The 15,657-nt window shown below is 75.6% G+C and carries 9 protein-coding genes and 1 pseudogene; 7 read left to right on the top strand and 3 right to left on the bottom strand.

All coding sequences use genetic code 11. The annotated features are described in order from the left end of the window. The first annotated feature begins 88 nt into the window (after nucleotides 1-88). On the top strand, nucleotides 89-559 hold the full coding sequence (locus tag CRP51_RS26000) for a VOC family protein (RefSeq protein ID WP_097233787.1): 471 nt from the start codon (nucleotides 89-91) through the stop codon (nucleotides 557-559). 612 nt (nucleotides 560-1,171) lie between these two features. On the opposite strand, the gene CRP51_RS25995 is transcribed toward CRP51_RS26000, so the two are convergent. Next, on the bottom strand, nucleotides 1,172-1,852 hold the full coding sequence (locus CRP51_RS25995) for a pyridoxine/pyridoxamine 5'-phosphate oxidase (protein WP_097233786.1): 681 nt from the start codon (nucleotides 1,850-1,852) through the stop codon (nucleotides 1,172-1,174). A gap of 743 nt (nucleotides 1,853-2,595) precedes the next feature. On the opposite strand from CRP51_RS25995, the gene CRP51_RS25990 reads away from it, so the two are divergent. The 5 genes from CRP51_RS25990 (at nucleotide 2,596) to CRP51_RS25965 (ending at nucleotide 12,618) form a co-directional block, all read left to right on the top strand. After that, nucleotides 2,596-3,621: a LacI family DNA-binding transcriptional regulator gene (locus CRP51_RS25990; RefSeq protein ID WP_097233785.1), complete on the top strand. Its 1,026-nt coding sequence runs from the start codon at nucleotides 2,596-2,598 to the stop codon at nucleotides 3,619-3,621. Between the two features lie 47 nt (nucleotides 3,622-3,668). Beyond that, nucleotides 3,669-5,651 (top strand): glycoside hydrolase family 127 protein, encoded by a 1,983-nt coding sequence (locus tag CRP51_RS29830; protein WP_097233784.1) that lies wholly within the window; start codon nucleotides 3,669-3,671, stop codon nucleotides 5,649-5,651. Between the two features lie 2,565 nt (nucleotides 5,652-8,216). Further along, the gene (locus CRP51_RS25975; RefSeq protein WP_097233782.1) at nucleotides 8,217-10,583 is read left to right on the top strand and encodes a molybdopterin oxidoreductase family protein; all 2,367 of its coding nucleotides are present in this window, start codon (nucleotides 8,217-8,219) and stop codon (nucleotides 10,581-10,583) included. A 5-nt stretch (nucleotides 10,584-10,588) separates the two neighbouring features. Continuing rightward, nucleotides 10,589-11,086, top strand: coding sequence for a hypothetical protein (locus tag CRP51_RS25970; protein WP_141514662.1), 498 nt, complete (start codon nucleotides 10,589-10,591; stop codon nucleotides 11,084-11,086). Between the two features lie 227 nt (nucleotides 11,087-11,313). Beyond that, complete coding sequence (locus CRP51_RS25965; RefSeq protein WP_097233780.1) at nucleotides 11,314-12,618, top strand: sialidase family protein; 1,305 nt, start codon at nucleotides 11,314-11,316, stop codon at nucleotides 12,616-12,618. 60 nt (nucleotides 12,619-12,678) lie between these two features. Here CRP51_RS25965 and CRP51_RS25960 read toward each other — a convergent pair whose 3' ends face one another. Further along, on the bottom strand, nucleotides 12,679-13,575 hold the full coding sequence (locus CRP51_RS25960) for a helix-turn-helix transcriptional regulator (protein WP_097233779.1): 897 nt from the start codon (nucleotides 13,573-13,575) through the stop codon (nucleotides 12,679-12,681). 195 nt (nucleotides 13,576-13,770) lie between these two features. Here CRP51_RS25960 and CRP51_RS25955 point away from each other — a divergent pair, with 195 nt between their 5' ends. Next, nucleotides 13,771-14,562: an SDR family oxidoreductase gene (locus CRP51_RS25955; RefSeq protein ID WP_097233778.1), complete on the top strand. Its 792-nt coding sequence runs from the start codon at nucleotides 13,771-13,773 to the stop codon at nucleotides 14,560-14,562. A 203-nt stretch (nucleotides 14,563-14,765) separates the two neighbouring features. Here CRP51_RS25955 and CRP51_RS30290 read toward each other — a convergent pair. Further along, a pseudogene (locus CRP51_RS30290) lies at nucleotides 14,766-15,614 on the bottom strand (Vgb family protein); the annotation flags it as partial. Nucleotides 15,615-15,657: the final 43 nt, after the last annotated feature.

Here is a 15,657-nt window from a genome sequence, read left to right as displayed (position 1 = left end):
CGAACGGCTCGCGACGATGGCCATGCACCCGCCGGGACCAAGAGGTCACAACCCTACCCGTGAGGGCTGCAGAAAGGATGGTCCTCTAATGAGCGACATCACCTCCCTTCTCTTCCACTCCGTCTACGTACTCGACCAGGACGAGGCGCTCGACTTCTATGTCGGGAAGCTCGGCTTCGAGGTACAGGACGACATCGACATGGGCTTCATGCGCTGGCTGACGATCCGGCTGCCGAAGGACCCGGAGCGCGCCATCCTGCTGGAGGTGCCGGGCGGGCCCGGCATGAGCGAGGAGGCCGCGGCGCAACTGCGCGGTCTCATCACCCAGGGGGCGATGGGCGCCGCCGGGTTCTTCGGCACCGACGACGTGCGGGGGCTGTACGAACGGCTGGTGGACGCGGGCGTCGAGATCACGCAGAAGCCGGAACAGCAGCCCTACGGCATCGACATCGGCATCCGCGACCCGTTCGGCAACCATCTGCGGATCACCCAGCCCACCGGGCGTCGCGACATCACCGACGACGACCTCGCGCGCTGGGGCGACGAGGGTCCCGCCTGATGCCGGGGCGGGCGCCCGCGCTCAGCGCAGCACCGTGCAGGCGGCGGCGCTGAAGAGCAGGGCACCGATGATGGTGCCGCAGCCGAGGAAGAGCAGCAGTCGGGCGAGAATCATGGCAGGTCAACTGTTCGCTGGTCAGGCGGAGTCGGGGCCCCTGAGTGGACGGCTTGTGGCGGTCCTGCGGTGAGGTCGGGGCGCCCTCGTGAGGCCGACTGAAGCCTAGCCGCCCACGCGCCGCCCGCGCCGGGGGAACGGACCCGACGCCCCTGCGCGCGTGTGTACGGCGGGTGTCCCCCACATGTCCCGGGTCGCGGCGCGCGACCCGGGACACGCGTTCAGTAACTAGCGGAAACGGCGGGGTGCGAGAACATCCCCGCGCCTGCGGGGTGCGTTCGAGGCGTAGTGGTCGCCGTCACGCAGGCAGGGGTGGATGAGTCGGCGGGGGCTGGGGGCGGGGCTGGGGCCTGGTCGGTCACGGGCTACGGGGGAGCGGAAGGCGAAACGGCGAGGGGTGAACCCACGACAAGCGGCCAACGTGGTGGCTCCTTTCTGCCACCACCCTTTCTACTACCCGGCACTGACAATTCCCGGGGCCCGCCAGGGGGTTCGAGGTCAGGGCCAGAGCAGGGCGCGTTCCCAGTCGGCGTCCGGGAGTTGGGCGTAGGCGAGCCGGACGTGGCGGCGGTGCGCGTCGCCCTGCCAGAACTCGACGTGGTGCGCGGCGAGCGCGTAGACCGTGTGGCCGGGCGGGTGGGCGTCCGGGTGCTCGGCCAGCTCCCGGCCGGCGCGTTCCGCGGCCTCGTTCCACTCCGGCAGCGCCCCCATCGGCGTGGACTGGCGGCCGACCAGGCCGGCCACCTTCGAGGCCGGCGAACGGGAGGCGAAGTCCGCCAGCGAGACGTCCCGCGGGGCCTGGGTGACATCGCCCCGCACCCGGATCTGGCGGCCCTGGAGCGGCCAGTAGAAGGTGAGCGCGGCGGCCGGCCGCTGGGCCAACTGGACGCCCTTGGGGCTGGCCGCGTCGGTGGCGAAGACCCAGGCGGACTCGACGGGTTCGACGTCGCGGAGCGCGACGATCCGGGCGTCGGGGCGGCCGTCCGAGCCGGCGGTCGACAGCAGCGCGGCGCCGGGGTCGAGGACGCCGGCCTCGACGGCCTCGGCCAGCCAGGCGGCGAAGAGTTCCGTGGGTGTCGCCGGGGCGGCGCCGGGGTCGGCGCCGGCGCCGAACGCGGGGAGCTCGCGCGCCATGAGGGGCGCGCGAGCGAGCAGGTCACGGACGTGGCGGGGGTCCATGGGCCGACGGTAACCCGCGGAGCGGGGCGCTGCCACGGCGGGCGACCACCGGGGTGCTTCGTGCGGGCGCGTGGTCGTCCTCGGCCCGGTGGACGGTTGCTCGCGGCGGGACGACGACGGTGTGGTCGTGGTCGCGGTGCGTGGTCGTCTGCGCCCCGGTGGACGGTTGCTCGCGGCGGGACGACGACGGTGTGGTCGTGGTCGCGGTGGGTGGTCGTCCTCGGCCCGGTGGACGGTTGCTCGCGCAGTTCCCCGCGCCCCTGAGGTGGGCCGCGGCGCGCGTCGGCGACGAACGTGCAGGTCAGAACAACCCCGCCGAGGCGGCCCCCGAAGGGGCGCGGGGAACTGCGCGGTGCATCCGGGGCGGGCCGCAGACGACTACGGTGCCGCACCGGGCAGGTGAGTAGTCGGGTGCGGCCCGGTGGACGGTTGCTCGCGCAGTTCCCCGCGCCCCTGGGGTGGGCCGCGGCGCGCGTCGGCGACAAACGTGCGGGTCAGCACCGGCCCCAAAGGGGCGCGGGGAACTGCGCGGTGCATCCGGGGCGGGCCGCAGACGCCCACGATGCCGCACCGACCACACGGGTAGGCGCTCCCCCACCAGACCCCCGCGACGGCCGCGGACGCCCACCCACCCGCACCGACCACGTGAGTGGGCGCCCCCGCACCGCACAGCGCAGCAGCCCTTGACGGGCCGCCGCCCCCTGGGGAGACTTTCCATCTCGCCACGGAAAGGGTTTTCCGAGATGTCGGACGGGCAGCGCGCGGTCACCATCACCGAGGTCGCGGCGCGGGCCGGCGTCTCGATCAGCACGGCGTCCAAGGCGCTGAACCGCAGGGGCCAACTGCGGAACGAGACCCGCGAGCGGGTCTTCGCCGCCGCCGACGAGCTGGGCTACCAGCCCAACGCCCTCGCCCGCAGCCTGGTGCAGCGGCGCAGCTACACCGTCGGGCTGCTCTCCACCGAGAGCGCCGACCGGTTCAACATCCCGCTCCACCTCGGCCTGGAGAACGCGCTGGGCGCCGGCCGCGTCTCCGTCTTCCTCTGCGACGGCCGGGCCGACCCCGAGCGGGAGCGGTTCTATCTGGAGTCGCTGCTCTCCCGCCGGGTGGACGGGATCGTCGTCACCGGGGTGCGCACGGACGCACGGCCGCCCCTGGCGGACGTTCCGCTGCCGGTGCCCGTCGTCTACGCGTACTCGCGCTCCGCCGACCCGGGCGACCTGTCCGTGCTGCCCGACGACGAGCAGGGCGGGCGGCTGGCCGCCGAGCATCTGCTGGCGGCGGGGCGGCGCACGTTCGCGCATGTCACGGGGCCGACCGAGTACGCGGCCGTGCGGGACCGACTGACCGGGTTCCGCGCCGCGTTGGCCGAGGCCGGCGTCGCACTGCCGGACGCGCGGGTGCGGTGCGGGCCGTGGCGGGAGGAGTTCGGCAGGGCGGCGACCGCCGAGCTGCTGGCCGCCCGCCCGGAGGTCGATGCCGTGTTCTGCGGCAACGACCTGCTGGCGCGCGGCGCGCTGGACACGCTGCGGGAGAGCGGCCGGCGGGTGCCGGAGGACGTGGGCGTCGTCGGCTTCGACAACTGGGGCGTGTTGGCGGAGGGCGCCCGACCGCCGTTGACCTCGGTCGACATGGACCTCCAGGGGCTGGGCGAGCTGGCCGCCCGGCGGCTGCTCTCGCTGATCGAGGGCAACCGCGAGTCCGGCCTGGTGCACCACCCCTGCCGGCTGGAGGTCCGCGCCTCGGGCGGCGGACCCGCCGTCCGTTGACCCCTGACCGCCGTCCCGACCCACCGCGACAGTGAGGACGTTCCGTCATGCCGCAGACCGAGACCACGAGCACCGTCCGCCCCGAGGAGCCGCTGGCCGCCCCCGCCGACCCGCGCGGCGCGCCGGGCGCGCGCCTGGTGCCGGTGCCGCTGCGCGCCGCCGCGCTGACCGGCGGGCCGCTGGCCGAGGCCAGGGAACGGAACCGGACGGTCACCCTGGAGACGATCTACCGGCGCTGCGAGGAGTGCGGCGCGATCGACAACCTGCGGCGGGCCGGTGGGCTGCTGGCGGGCGACCCGGTGGCCGACTTCCGGGGCGCGTTCTACGCCGACTCGGACGTCCACAAGTGGCTGGAGGCGGCCTGCTGGCAGCTCGCGGAGGGAGCGGCGGGTGGTGAGGCGGGCGACGGCGCGCTGCGCGCGCGGGTGGACGAGGTGGTGACCGTTCTGGAGGCGGCGCAGGACGAGGACGGCTATCTCAACTCGTACTTCGTCGGCGAGCGTGCTGCCAGGCGCTGGGGCAACCTCAGGGACGAGCACGAGATGTACTGCGGCGGGCATCTGGTGCAGGCGGCCGTGGCGCACTTCAGGGCGACGGGGGAACGGCGGCTGCTCGCCGTGGCGGAACGGTTCGCCGCGCACGTCTGGAGCGTCTTCGGACCCGGCCGGCGCCCCGGTGCGGACGGGCACCCGGGGTACGAGACCGCGCTGGTCGAGCTGGCGCGGGCCACGGGCGACCCGCGCTATCTGGAGCAGGCGCTGTGGTTCGTCGAACAGCACGGCGCGACCCCGCCGGCGATCGGCGGCCGGGCCTACCACCTGGACCACGAGCCGCTGGCCGCGCAGCGGGAGGTGGTGGGGCACGCGGTGCGCGCCCTCTACCTCTACACGGGCGCCACCGACCTGCTGACCGAACTCCCCGAGCGCGCCGCCTCGTTGGCCCCGGCGGTCGACGCGCTCTGGCGCGACCTCACCGACCGCAAGCGCTATGTGACCGGCGGCGCGGGCTCCCGGCACGACGGCGAGGCGTTCGGCGCGGCCTGGGAGCTGGACGACGAGCGGGCCTACGCCGAGAGCTGCGCCTCGGTGGCGCACTTCCAGTGGGCGTGGCGGATGCTGCTGCGGTCGGGGGTGGGCGCGGGGCGCGGTGCCGGGGAGCTGCGGGACGCGATGGAACAGGTGCTGCACAACGGGCTGCTCTCCGGCGTCGGGCTGGACGGCGAGCACTTCTTCTATGTGAACCCGCTGGCGGACAACGGCGGTCACCGGCGCAGCCCCTGGTTCGGGACGGCCTGCTGCCCGCCGAACCTGGCGCGGCTGGTGGCGGCGCTGCCCGCCTACGCGTACGCGGTCGACTCCGTCGACCCGGCGACGCTGTGGGTGCTGCTGCTGGCCGAGGGGCGGGTGCGGGCCGAGGTGGCGGGCGGGACGCTGGAGTTGGCGGTCTCGACGGCGTACCCGTGGGAGGGCGGGGTGCGCGTGGAGGTGGTGCGGGCGCCGGACGCGGAGTGCGGGATAGCGCTGCCGGCGCCCGGCTGGGCGGACGCGCCGGTGGAGTGGGCGGTGGACGGCGTCGGGGTCCCCGGGGAGGCGGTGGACGGGTTCACGGTGCTGCGTCGGCGCTGGCGGGCCGGCGAGGTGCTGGGCGGCGCCTACCCGTTGACGGTGCGCCCGGTGGTGGCGCACCCGTGGGTGCGGGCGGCGCACGGGCGGACGGCGCTGACGCGGGGGCCGTTGGTCTTCTGCCTGGAGCAGGCGGACCACCCGGGGGTGGATGTGCGGGACATCGCGGTGGCGGCGTCGGCGGGCGGCTGGAAGGCCGAGTGGCGGCCGGAACTGCTGGGCGGTGCGGTGGTGTTGCGCGGCGAGGGCCTGGCGCGGCCGGCGCCGGCGGCGGACGCGCCGCTGTACCGCTCCGCGGGGGCGCGGGAGGTGGGTGAACGTGAACGGGTGGCACTGACGGCGGTTCCGTATCGGTTGTGGGCGAACCGGGAGGCGGGGCCGATGCAGGTGTGGCTGCCGGAGGTGTGAGTGGGGGTGCGGTGCGGTTGCGGTGCGTGGTCGCGTGCGGGTCGGTGGGGGGTTGCTCGCGCAGTTCCCCGCGCCCCTGGGGTGCGCCGCGGCGTGCGCCGGCAGCGCGCAGGGGGTGCTCGCGGCGCCTCACGCCGTGTGGAAGGTGAGGTGGGTCGTTCCCGCCGCGGGCGGGGCCGTCGCGAGGAGGCGGACCCGGTGGACGGCGGCGCCCCAGACGGCGGACAGCCTCGGGTCCTCCAGGGGGCGTTGCTCCGCCCACAGGCAGAAGACCGACGCGTCGTAGTCCAGCAGCAGCCGCCGCCCCGGCGCGCCGAGCAGCAGGCTGCCCGGGTCGGCCCGGCGGCCGGCGGGTGGGTGGTGACCAGGTGCAGCGCCAGCGCGTGCGGCGGCGCGTCGAGCCGCCAGCGTTCCGTGACGGCGACCTCGGCCCGTTCGCCGTCACGGCCCCGGCGCAGCGTCACCGTCCGGTGCCACTCGCGCACGCCGGCCTCCGGCGGCCAGGTGCCCGCCAGGTCCAGCGCCAACGAGGCCGCGTCGTCGGCCAGTCGGGCCGAGACGTCGGTGGCGGCGTGCTGGGCGCCGGCCGCCTGCGGGAGGTCGTTGACCAGCGGCAGGTTGTGCCAGGCCGAGCCCGTGGTCCAGACGCCGTGGCGGTCGGGTCCCGGGGTGGTCGCGTCGGGGGTGCCGACGCCGAGGTCGATCAGCACCGGCGCGCCCCGGTGGGCGACGAGGAAGGAGCCCACGTCGTTGTGGTTGCGCGACTCGCCGTTGTGGCCGCCCTTCGCGGCCAGGAAGAGGCCGTCGGGGTCGCCCTCGCGTTCCCTGGCGACGAGCAACTGGGTCTCCGGCAGCCACCGTTGGCGGACCAGCGGCGGCCGGGCGAGGCCGTCGGCGCGGGCGGCGCCCCAGGCGTCGTCGAGCAGCGGGGCGACCAGCCGGGCGAGCGAGACGTCGGGGGCGTCCAGCGAGGCGGCCGGCGCGGTGGCGGCGGCCAGCGCGGTGACCTCGCGGTCGCCGACCCGTGCGCCGTAGCGGAAGAGCAGGCCCGGCTCGACGTTGGTCAACCGGGCGGGGCCGTCGGCGACGTTGACCCACCAGGGGCCGGCGACGTGCGCGGTGACCGGGTAGCGCGCCAGCGCCGCCAGGCGCGGCATCCGCAGCGCGGCCCGGTCACCGGTGGCGTCGGCGAGGGTCTCGACGGCCTCGAAGAGGGAGGCGGCCGAGCGCCACCAGTGGGCGATGCCCCCGTCGCAGCCGCCGTCGTCCGGCAGTCGGGCGAGATAGCGGTCCAGCGCGTCGAGGGACCGTTCGACGTCGGCCAGCAGCGCCTCGGCGGAGTCCTCCAGCAGCAGGGCGGTGGGGAGCAGGTTGGCGACGATCCAACTGGTCCAGTGGTCCGGCCGCTCGCCGGCGAGGCCCAGCCACCGCCGGTCGTCCCTGGCGCGGAACGGGCCGAGCACCCGGGCGCGGACCTCGCTGGCGATCAACTCGCGTAGCGCTTCGGGAAGTTCCTCGCCGGCCAGCAGCCGCGTGTAGGCGAGCAGGGCCGCCGTCTCGGCGGCGTAGGGGTCGACGGTCGGCCGCGCGGGGTCGGGCGCGGGCAGCCCCTCGGCGTCGCGGCCCAGCTCGTGGGCGGGCACGCACCAGGTCGTCTCGGCGCACAGCAGCCGTACCAGCGACTCCAGTTCGGCGGTCGCGGTGCCGGGCCCGGCCAGCAGGGTGTGGACGACGGCGGCGGTCAGCCGGGTGCGGCGGGCGAAGTAGGCGCGCTCGTGGCGGGCCCGGTGGCCGGTGCGGCCGTGGGCGGCGACGCCCTCGTCCGTCAACTCCGGCAGCGCGTCGGCCAGATGGGCCTCGGCGAGGGCGAGGGTGCGCAGGCGCGTCGGCTCGGGGACCCGGCGCCACGCGGCGCGGTCGGAGGCGGGCGGCAGGGGGCGCCAGGCGCCCGGCGGGGGCAGCGTGGCGGCGAGCCGCTCGCGCGGGTGGAGGTCGCTGAGCCGGTGGTGCTGCACGTTGGGGTCCCTCCGTGCTGGTCGCCCGGTCGCGCGGAGCCCGGTCGGTCCGGTGTCCGGTGCTCGGTGCGTGGTGGGGCGGTGTCGGGTGACACGTCGGTGTCGGTGTCGGGGGTGGTGTCGGGGCGGGTCGGGGGTGGTGCGCGGGTCTGACGGGGCGGGCGGGCCGCGGGACGGTCCTGTTCCTCCTTCGGCGCCGGGGGCTCGGGGGTTGGCCGGGGCGGGGCCCGCCGTCCTGGCGCCGCCGCTTGCTGCTTCCCAGGCACCCTCACCCAAAACCGCTTCCGACCGCTCTCGACCACCTATGACCGTTGCGCGCCAACCCGGTTACGGGAACTGCCGTTCGGCTTCCGCGAACTGCGGCCACGCGACGGTCGCCTTCCGGTTCTCGGACATCCGTTCCCGGGGGCGTCGCTCCGGGTACCCGGGGCCCCCGCCCCGTGGACGCGCCACCGACCAGCCCAATGCGGACGCCCCACGGCGCACGGGGGCTACACAGACCGCGGCGGGAGACGAGGGTCGGCGGGGGTCGGGCGAAGGAGGACGTGTCATGACGGAGCGGATCGAGGACGTCTGGGGCCGGCGCACGCCGTACGCCCCCGGCGCCCCGTGGCCACCGCGGGTGGACCAGCGGCTGACGGTGGCCGAGGAACGGGTGGAGCGCTGGGTGCCCTCGGCGTGCGTGCTGTGCTCCAACGGCTGCGGACTCGACATCGCCGTCGCCGACGGGGCGATCGTGGGCGTGCGCGGACGGGCCGACGACCGGGTCAACCACGGGCGGCTGGGGCCGAAGGGCCTGTACGGCTGGCAGGCGAACGCCTCGGGCGACCGGCTGACCGAGCCGCTGATCAGGGTCGGAGGCGAGCTGCGCCGCACCGACTGGGACACGGCGATGGGGGCGGTCGTCGACCGTTCCCGCGAAGTGCTCGCCCGCCAGGGGCCGTTGGCGATGGCCTTCTACACCAGCGGGCAACTGTTCGCCGAGGAGTACTACGCGCAGGCGGTCATCGCGCGCGGCGGCATCGGCACCCCGCACCTGGACGGCAACACCAGGCTGTGCACGGCGACGGCCGAGTGGGCGCTGGTGGAGAGCTTCGGCAGCGACGGGAACCCCGGCTCCTACGGGGACATCGACCTGTGCGACACGCTCTTCCTCGTCGGTCACAACATGGCGGAGACCCAGACCGTGCTGTGGTCCCGGGTGCTGGACCGGCTGCGCGGCCAGGACCGCCCCCGACTGGTCGTCGTCGACCCCCGCTCGACGCCGGTGGCGCGCGAGGCCGACGTCCACCTGCCGATCCGGCCCGGCACCAACGTGGCGCTGCTGAACGCGATCCTGCGCGAGCTGATCCGCCACGACCGGGTCGACCGGGCGTTCGTCGACGCCCACACCGTCGGCTTCGCCGCGCTCGCCGAGGTGGTGGAGCCCTACACGCCGGAGCACGCCGCCGGCATCTGCCGGGTGCCGGCCGAGGCGATCAGCCGGGCGGCCGCGGTGCTGGGCGCCGCCGACCGGCTGGTCTCCACCGTCCTCCAGGGCGTGTACCAGTCCCACCAGGCCACCGCCGCGGCCGTGCAGGTCAACAACGTCCACCTGCTGCGCGGCATGATCGGCGGCCCCGGCCGCACCGTCTTCCAGATGAACGGCCAGCCCACCGCGCAGAACGCCCGCGAGGCCGGCGCCAACGGCACCCTGCCCGGCTTCCGCAACTGGCAGAACGACGCGCACGTCGCGGAGATCGCCCGCGCCTGGAACGTGGCGGCGGAACGGATCCCGCACTGGTCGCCGCCCACCCACGCGATGGACATCTTCCGGCACTGCGAGGACGGCACGGTGCGTTTCCTGTGGGTGACCGGCACCAACCCGGCCGTCTCGCTGCCGGACCTGCGCCGGATCCGTTCCCTGCTGAGCCGCGACCAGCTCTTCCTGGTGGTCTCCGACGCCTTCCCCAACGAGACCACGGCCCTGGCCGACGTGGTCCTGCCCGCCGCCCTGTGGGGCGAGAAGACCGGCTGCTACACCAACCCCGACCGCACCGTCCACCTGTCCGAGAAGGCCGTCGACCCGCCGGGCCAGGCGCGCCCGGACTTCGACATCCTCCTCGACTACGCCCGCCGCATGGAACTGCGCGACCGCGAGGGCCGGCCGCTGCCGCCGTGGACCGGGCCCGAGGAGGCGTGGACGGCGTTCACCGCGCTGACCAGGGGCCGGGGCTGCGACCAGAGCGCCCTCGACTACGCCGGGCTCCGCGCCACCCGGGGCGTGCAGTGGCCGTGCACCGAGCGCGCGCCGCACGGCACCGAACGGCTCTACACCGACCACGTCTTCCCCACCGGGGCCGCCGTGTGCGAGGACTACGGGTACGACCTGGTCACCGGCGCGCAGCACGAGGCCGACGAGTACCGCGCCCACGACCCGGCCGGCCGCGCCTTCCTGAAGGCGGCGCCCTATCTGCCGCCGCACGAGGAGGTGGACGCCGACCACCCGCTGACGCTGACCACGGGCCGCCGGGTCCACCAGTGGCACACCAGGACCAAGACCGGCCGGGTGCCCGAACTCCGGGACGCCGCGCCCGACGTCCGGGTCGAGCTCCACCCGGACGACGCCGCCGCGCACGGCATCGCGGAGGGCGACCTGGTGCGCGTCACCTCGCGCCGGGGCACGACGGTGCGTGCCCCGGCGGTGCTGCGGGGCACCCGCCCGGGTGTGGTCTTCCTCCCGTTCCACTACGGCTACTTCGACCGACCGGAGCCGGTGCGCCACGACCGGGCCGCCAACGAGCTGACCCGCACCGAGTGGGACCCGGTCTCCAAACAGCCGCTCTTCAAGGTGACAGCCGTCCGCGTGGACCGGATCGCCGAGGCCACCGACGCCGCCACCGCCACAACCGGCGACGCCGGCACCGAGGGGCGGTGACCGGCGTGGACAAGATCGGCCTGCTGCTCGCCGAACTCCACGACGCCGAGAGCGATCTCGCCGCCGAGTACCGCGCGGTCGCCGAACGGCGGGCCGCCGACCAGGGCACCCGTTACCCCTGCCGCACCCTCGCCCGGCAGTGCGACGCCCGCGCCGCGCGCGTCCGCGAGGCCGCCGAGGAGCGCGGCCGGCGGCTGCCCCCGGCGCACCGTTCCGAGGCCGTGGCCGCCGCCGTCGAGGCGCACCGGCGGCGCGCGACCGAGCTGCTCGACCACCGACCGCCCTCCGGCCTGCTGCTCCTGTGGGACCTGCGTCAGCTCTTCGTGCGGGCCCAGGCGGTCCACGTCCAGTGGCTGCTCCTCGGCCAACTGGCGCGGGCCGTGCGGGACACGGCGCTGCTGGACGTCGTCGAACCCGCGCGCCGGGAGACGTCGACACAGGTCAAGTGGCTGACGACGCGGCTGAAGAACGCCGCCCCGCAGGCCCTGGCCGTGCCGGACTGAGGCACCGGCGGGGCACCGACGGGGCCGCACTTTTACATCGATGAAGGGGAACTTCGCAACCCCTCAGCCGTCTGGCGGTTCGCCCGCGCACGGTGCACCGTGCTGAACGTGCGCGGTGTGCCGGGCGCCCGCGGAACGGCTCCCGGCAACGCGTCTCGCCTGTCCGCCCGTCGACCGCCCCGCGTGGTCGACGAACCCCACCGACAGAAGGCAGGGACCCCACCTCCATGAGCCGAACGAGCCTGATATCCCCGCGCCGGGCCAGACGGTCGACGCTGCTGGGCGCCGGCGTCGCCGTGCTGTGCGCCGCGTTGCTGACCGCGCCCACGGCCTCGGCCGCGTTCCCCGGCGCGGAAGCGGACGCGACGACGGCCGTCGCGACGGCCGCGTCCCCCGACCCCGCGTCCCCCGACCCCGCTTCCTCCGGGGTGACTTCGGCCCCGGACCCGACCGCGACCGGCACCCCGATCACCGAGGGCACCGCGCTCTACCCGCGCGTGATCCGGCTGGCGCACAACGGCGAGGCCAACGGCCGGGTGCTCGCGAGCACCGTGACCTTCGAGGGCGGCGACGGCCTCGGCGCCATCCACGAGTCGACGGACGGCGGCGACAGCTTCACGCGGGTGGGCACCGTCGCCGACCCGGACTCCGCCGGCGGCCAGGGACTGTGCTGCACCACCCTCTACGAACTGCCCCGGGCCGTCGGCGAACTGCCCGCCGGCACCCTGCTGTGGGCGTCGTCGGCCGGCGCCGACGAGGCCGACCGGCGCATGGGGCTGCGCGTCTGGGCCAGCGACGACGTCGGCCGCACCTGGGAGTACCTCTCCACCATCGCGGTCGCCGCCAACGACGGCGGGCTGTGGGAGCCGGAGTTCTCGATCGCCTCCGACGGCGCGCTGGTCGCCCACTACGCGGACGAGACCGACCCCGCGCACAGCCAGAAGCTGGTCGCCGCCCGCTCCTACGACGGCGTCACCTGGGGCGACCACCGGAACACCGTCGCGAGCACCTGGGAGCCGGACCGACCCGGGATGCCCGTGGTCCGGCAGCTGGGCGACGGCTCGTACTTCATGATCTTCGAGATCTGCAACCCCGGCGGCCAGTACCAGTGCGTGGTGCACTACCGCACCTCGCCCGACGGCTGGGACTGGGGCGACCCCGCCCACCTGGGCTTCCGCCCGGAGACCGCCGACGGCAAGTACCTGCGCGCCGCGCCGACCGTCGCCTGGTCCCCGGCGCCCGACGGCAACCCGAACGGGCGGCTGGTGATCGTCGGCCAGATGGTGTTGAACGCGGACGGTTCGACCGCGCCGGAGAACGGCCGGATCGTGCTGGTCAACGACGAGAACGGCGCCGGCCCCTGGCGTGCCGCCCCGGCGCCGGTCCAGGTGCCGACGGCGGAACCCAACTTCTGCCCCAACTACAGCTCCCCGCTGCTGCCTTCCGAGGACGGCCGGGAACTGCTCCAGATCGCGACGGACTGGGAGGGCGACACCTGCCGCGCCTACGCGGCGACCGGCCCCCTCGGCTGAGCCCTCTCGCGGCGCGAGAGGTCCACGACGGACTGAACGGGTGCGGCCGGCCGCACCCGTTCAGTCCGCGCTCGGGCCGTCGGCGCGGTGGTCGGCGCGGGCCGGGGTGGTGGGGGGCGGGGGCGCCGTCCAGCCGCCGAGGATGCCGATCGCGCGCGCGGTCTCCGAGTCCGGCTCGACGTTGTAGACGCAGAGCACCTGCTCGGGGTCGCCCGGCACCGGGAACGACTCGTAGTGGAAGTCCAGCTCGCCGACCAGCGGATGGCGGTAGCGCTTGAGCCCGTGGGTGCGGCTGAGCACCCGGTGGTCGTGCCACCAACGGCCGAACTCCGGCGAGCGCACCATCAGTTCGCCGACCAGGTCGGTCAGCTGCCGGTCGTGCGGAGAGCGCCCCGCCTCCAGCCGCAGCATCGCCACGGTCTCGGCCGCGCCCTGTTCCCAGTCCACCAGGCGGTGCCGCGCCTCCGGGTTCAGCAGGATGAAGCGGGCGATACTGCGCTGCTTGACCGGCAGCGCGTCGAAGTCGGTCATCACCTCGCGGGCCAGCCGGTTGGTCGCCAGCACCTCCGTCCGGCGGCCGATGACGAACGCCGGGACCCGTTCCAACGCCTCCAGCGTCATCCGCAGCCCCGGCCGCACCCGCTGCGGGCTGGCCGGCGCGCGGCGGGCCGCGGGGCGGGGGCGGGCCAGCAGGTTGCCCAGGTGCTCGCGCTCGGAGTGGTCCAGGCGCAGCGCGGCGGCGAGCGCCTCGACGACCTCGGGCGAGGGGTTGCGGGCCCGGCCCTGTTCGAGCCGGGTGTAGTACTCGGAGCTCACGCCGGCCAGCCGCGCGACCTCGTCGCGGCGCAGCCCCGGTACGCGGCGGGGGCGGGGGTCGGGCGGCAGCCCCGCCGCGTCGGGGGTGACCCGGGCCCGGCGGGTGCGGAGGAAGTCGGAGAGTTCGCTACCACGGTCCACTCCCCCAGTGTGCGGGGTGGCGACGCCCGAGCGGCGGGCGCCGGGTGGCCCTGCCGGTACCAGTCCGGGCGGGGCTGGTCGGGAGGGGGCCGCGTAGGGCGCCCCACGGCGGGCGGGTGGCTGGTCTGCTGGAGAGGCAGGCCGGCGGCGACGCGCCGCCGGCGCCCCCATCGACCCAGGGAAAGGGGACACTCCGTGTCCACCAACGAAACCACCACCCCGACCGCCACCCGGCGCCCGCTGGCGGGCCGGGTCGCCGTCGTCACCGGCGCGTCGAGCGGCATCGGCGCGGCCACCGCCGAGCACCTCGCCGAGCTGGGCGCCCGGGTCGCGCTGCTGGCGCGGCGCGAGGAGCGGCTGGAACGCCTGGCCAAGGAGATCGAGGGCACCGGCGGCACGGCGCTGCCGCTGGGCGTCGACCTCACCGACGAGGCGGCCGTCAACGCGGCGGCCGGGCGGATCGCCGGTGAACTCGGCCAGGCCGACCTGGTGTTCAACAACGCCGGGGTGATGCTCTCCTCGGCCGTCGACTCCGGCGAGATGGACCTCTGGCGCCGCCAGCTCGACCTCAACGCGGGCGGGGTGCTGCACGTGGTCTCCGCGTTCGTTCCCCAACTGCTGCGCTCGGCGGCGGAGAAGGGGGTCGCGGACCTGTTCAACATCAGCTCGGTCGCGGCGACCGGCGTCTACCCGAAGTTCTCCGTCTACTCGGCGACGAAGGCGTTCGTCTCCCATCTCTCCGCCAACCTGCGGGCCGAGCTGGGCCCGCGCGACGTGCGCGTGACCGCGCTCGAACCCGGCATCGTGGGAACGGAGTTGCAGTCCCATGTGACGGACGAGGGCGCGCTGGAGTGGCTGGCCGGGACGCGGCGGCAGCACGCGTGGCTGGAGGCGGGGGACATCGCGTCCACCGTCGGCTTCCTGGCGACGCTGCCGCCCCGCGTCAACGTGCGGCACCTGGCGGTGACCCCCACCGGCCAGGTGTGACCTCCGGGCCGCGGCCGGTTGCCCGCGCGGTTCCCCGCGCCCCTGACTCCGCCGGTGGGCGGCCTGGGAACGCACTCACCTCAGGCCGGTGACGCCCCAAGGGGCGCGGGGAACTGCGCGAATGCTCAGTGACGGGCCGCGGACGAGCACTCACGTGGGTGGCTTGGGTGGGTGGTCGACCGCGCACCACCGGCCGCGGGCGGCTACCGCGCCCCACCGGCGAGGTGGACCGCGAGGGTGCCGGACTCAAGGGCCACGTGGAGCGCCCCCGCCGCGTCGAAGGCCAGTCCGTGGGGTTCCGACCCGGCGTCGTCGAGCGGGAACTCCTCGACCTTCCCCTCCGCGTCCATCGCCCCGATCCGCCCCGCCGCCCACGCCGTGTACCAGCAGCGGCCGTCCGGCCCGTGCAGCACGGCGTGCGGCCGGCAGCCCCGGTCGGGCAGCGGGAACTCGTCCACCCGTCCGTCCGCCGTCATCCGCGCCAGTTGGCCGGCGCCGATCTCGGCGCACCAGAGCGCGCCGTCCGCGCCCACGGTCAGCCCGACGGGCGCGGCGCCCTCGGTCGGCAGCGGGTGGCGGCTGACCCGCCCGTCCACAGTGATCCTGGCCAACGCGTCGGCCTGGTTGAGCGTGCACCACAGCGCCCCGTCCGGTCCGGCGACGATCGCGGCGGGGAAGGCGCCGGGCCAGGGCAGCGGGAACTCGTCCACGCGCCCGTCCACCGTGATCCGCCCGACGCGGTCGACGCGCGACTGTGTGAACCACAGCGCGCCGTCCGGCCCCGCCGCGATGCCGTACGGGCCGGACTCGGGCGTGGGCGGCGCGAAGGAGGTGGCGCGGCCCCGGGTGTCGATCCGGCCGACGCGGTGGTCGCCGTAGCGGGTGAACCACAGCGCGCCGTCGGGCCCCGGCGCGATCACCGTGGGCGCGCAGCCGGGGTCGTCGAGCGGGTGGGTGTCGATCCGCCCGTCGGGCGCGAGCCGGCCGACGGCCCCCGCGTGGACCAGGGTGAACCAGAGCGCGCCGTCCGGTCCGAGGGCCAGCGCGTAGGGGCCGCCGGCCCGCCCGTCTGGCACCTCGATCGCGGCCCACGGC

This window comes from Streptomyces zhaozhouensis (assembly GCF_900230195.1).
Lineage (GTDB): Bacteria > Actinomycetota > Actinomycetes > Streptomycetales > Streptomycetaceae > Streptomyces > Streptomyces zhaozhouensis.
The sequence above is the reverse complement of the archived record's forward strand: the minus strand, read 5'-3'. Positions and strand labels throughout refer to the sequence as shown.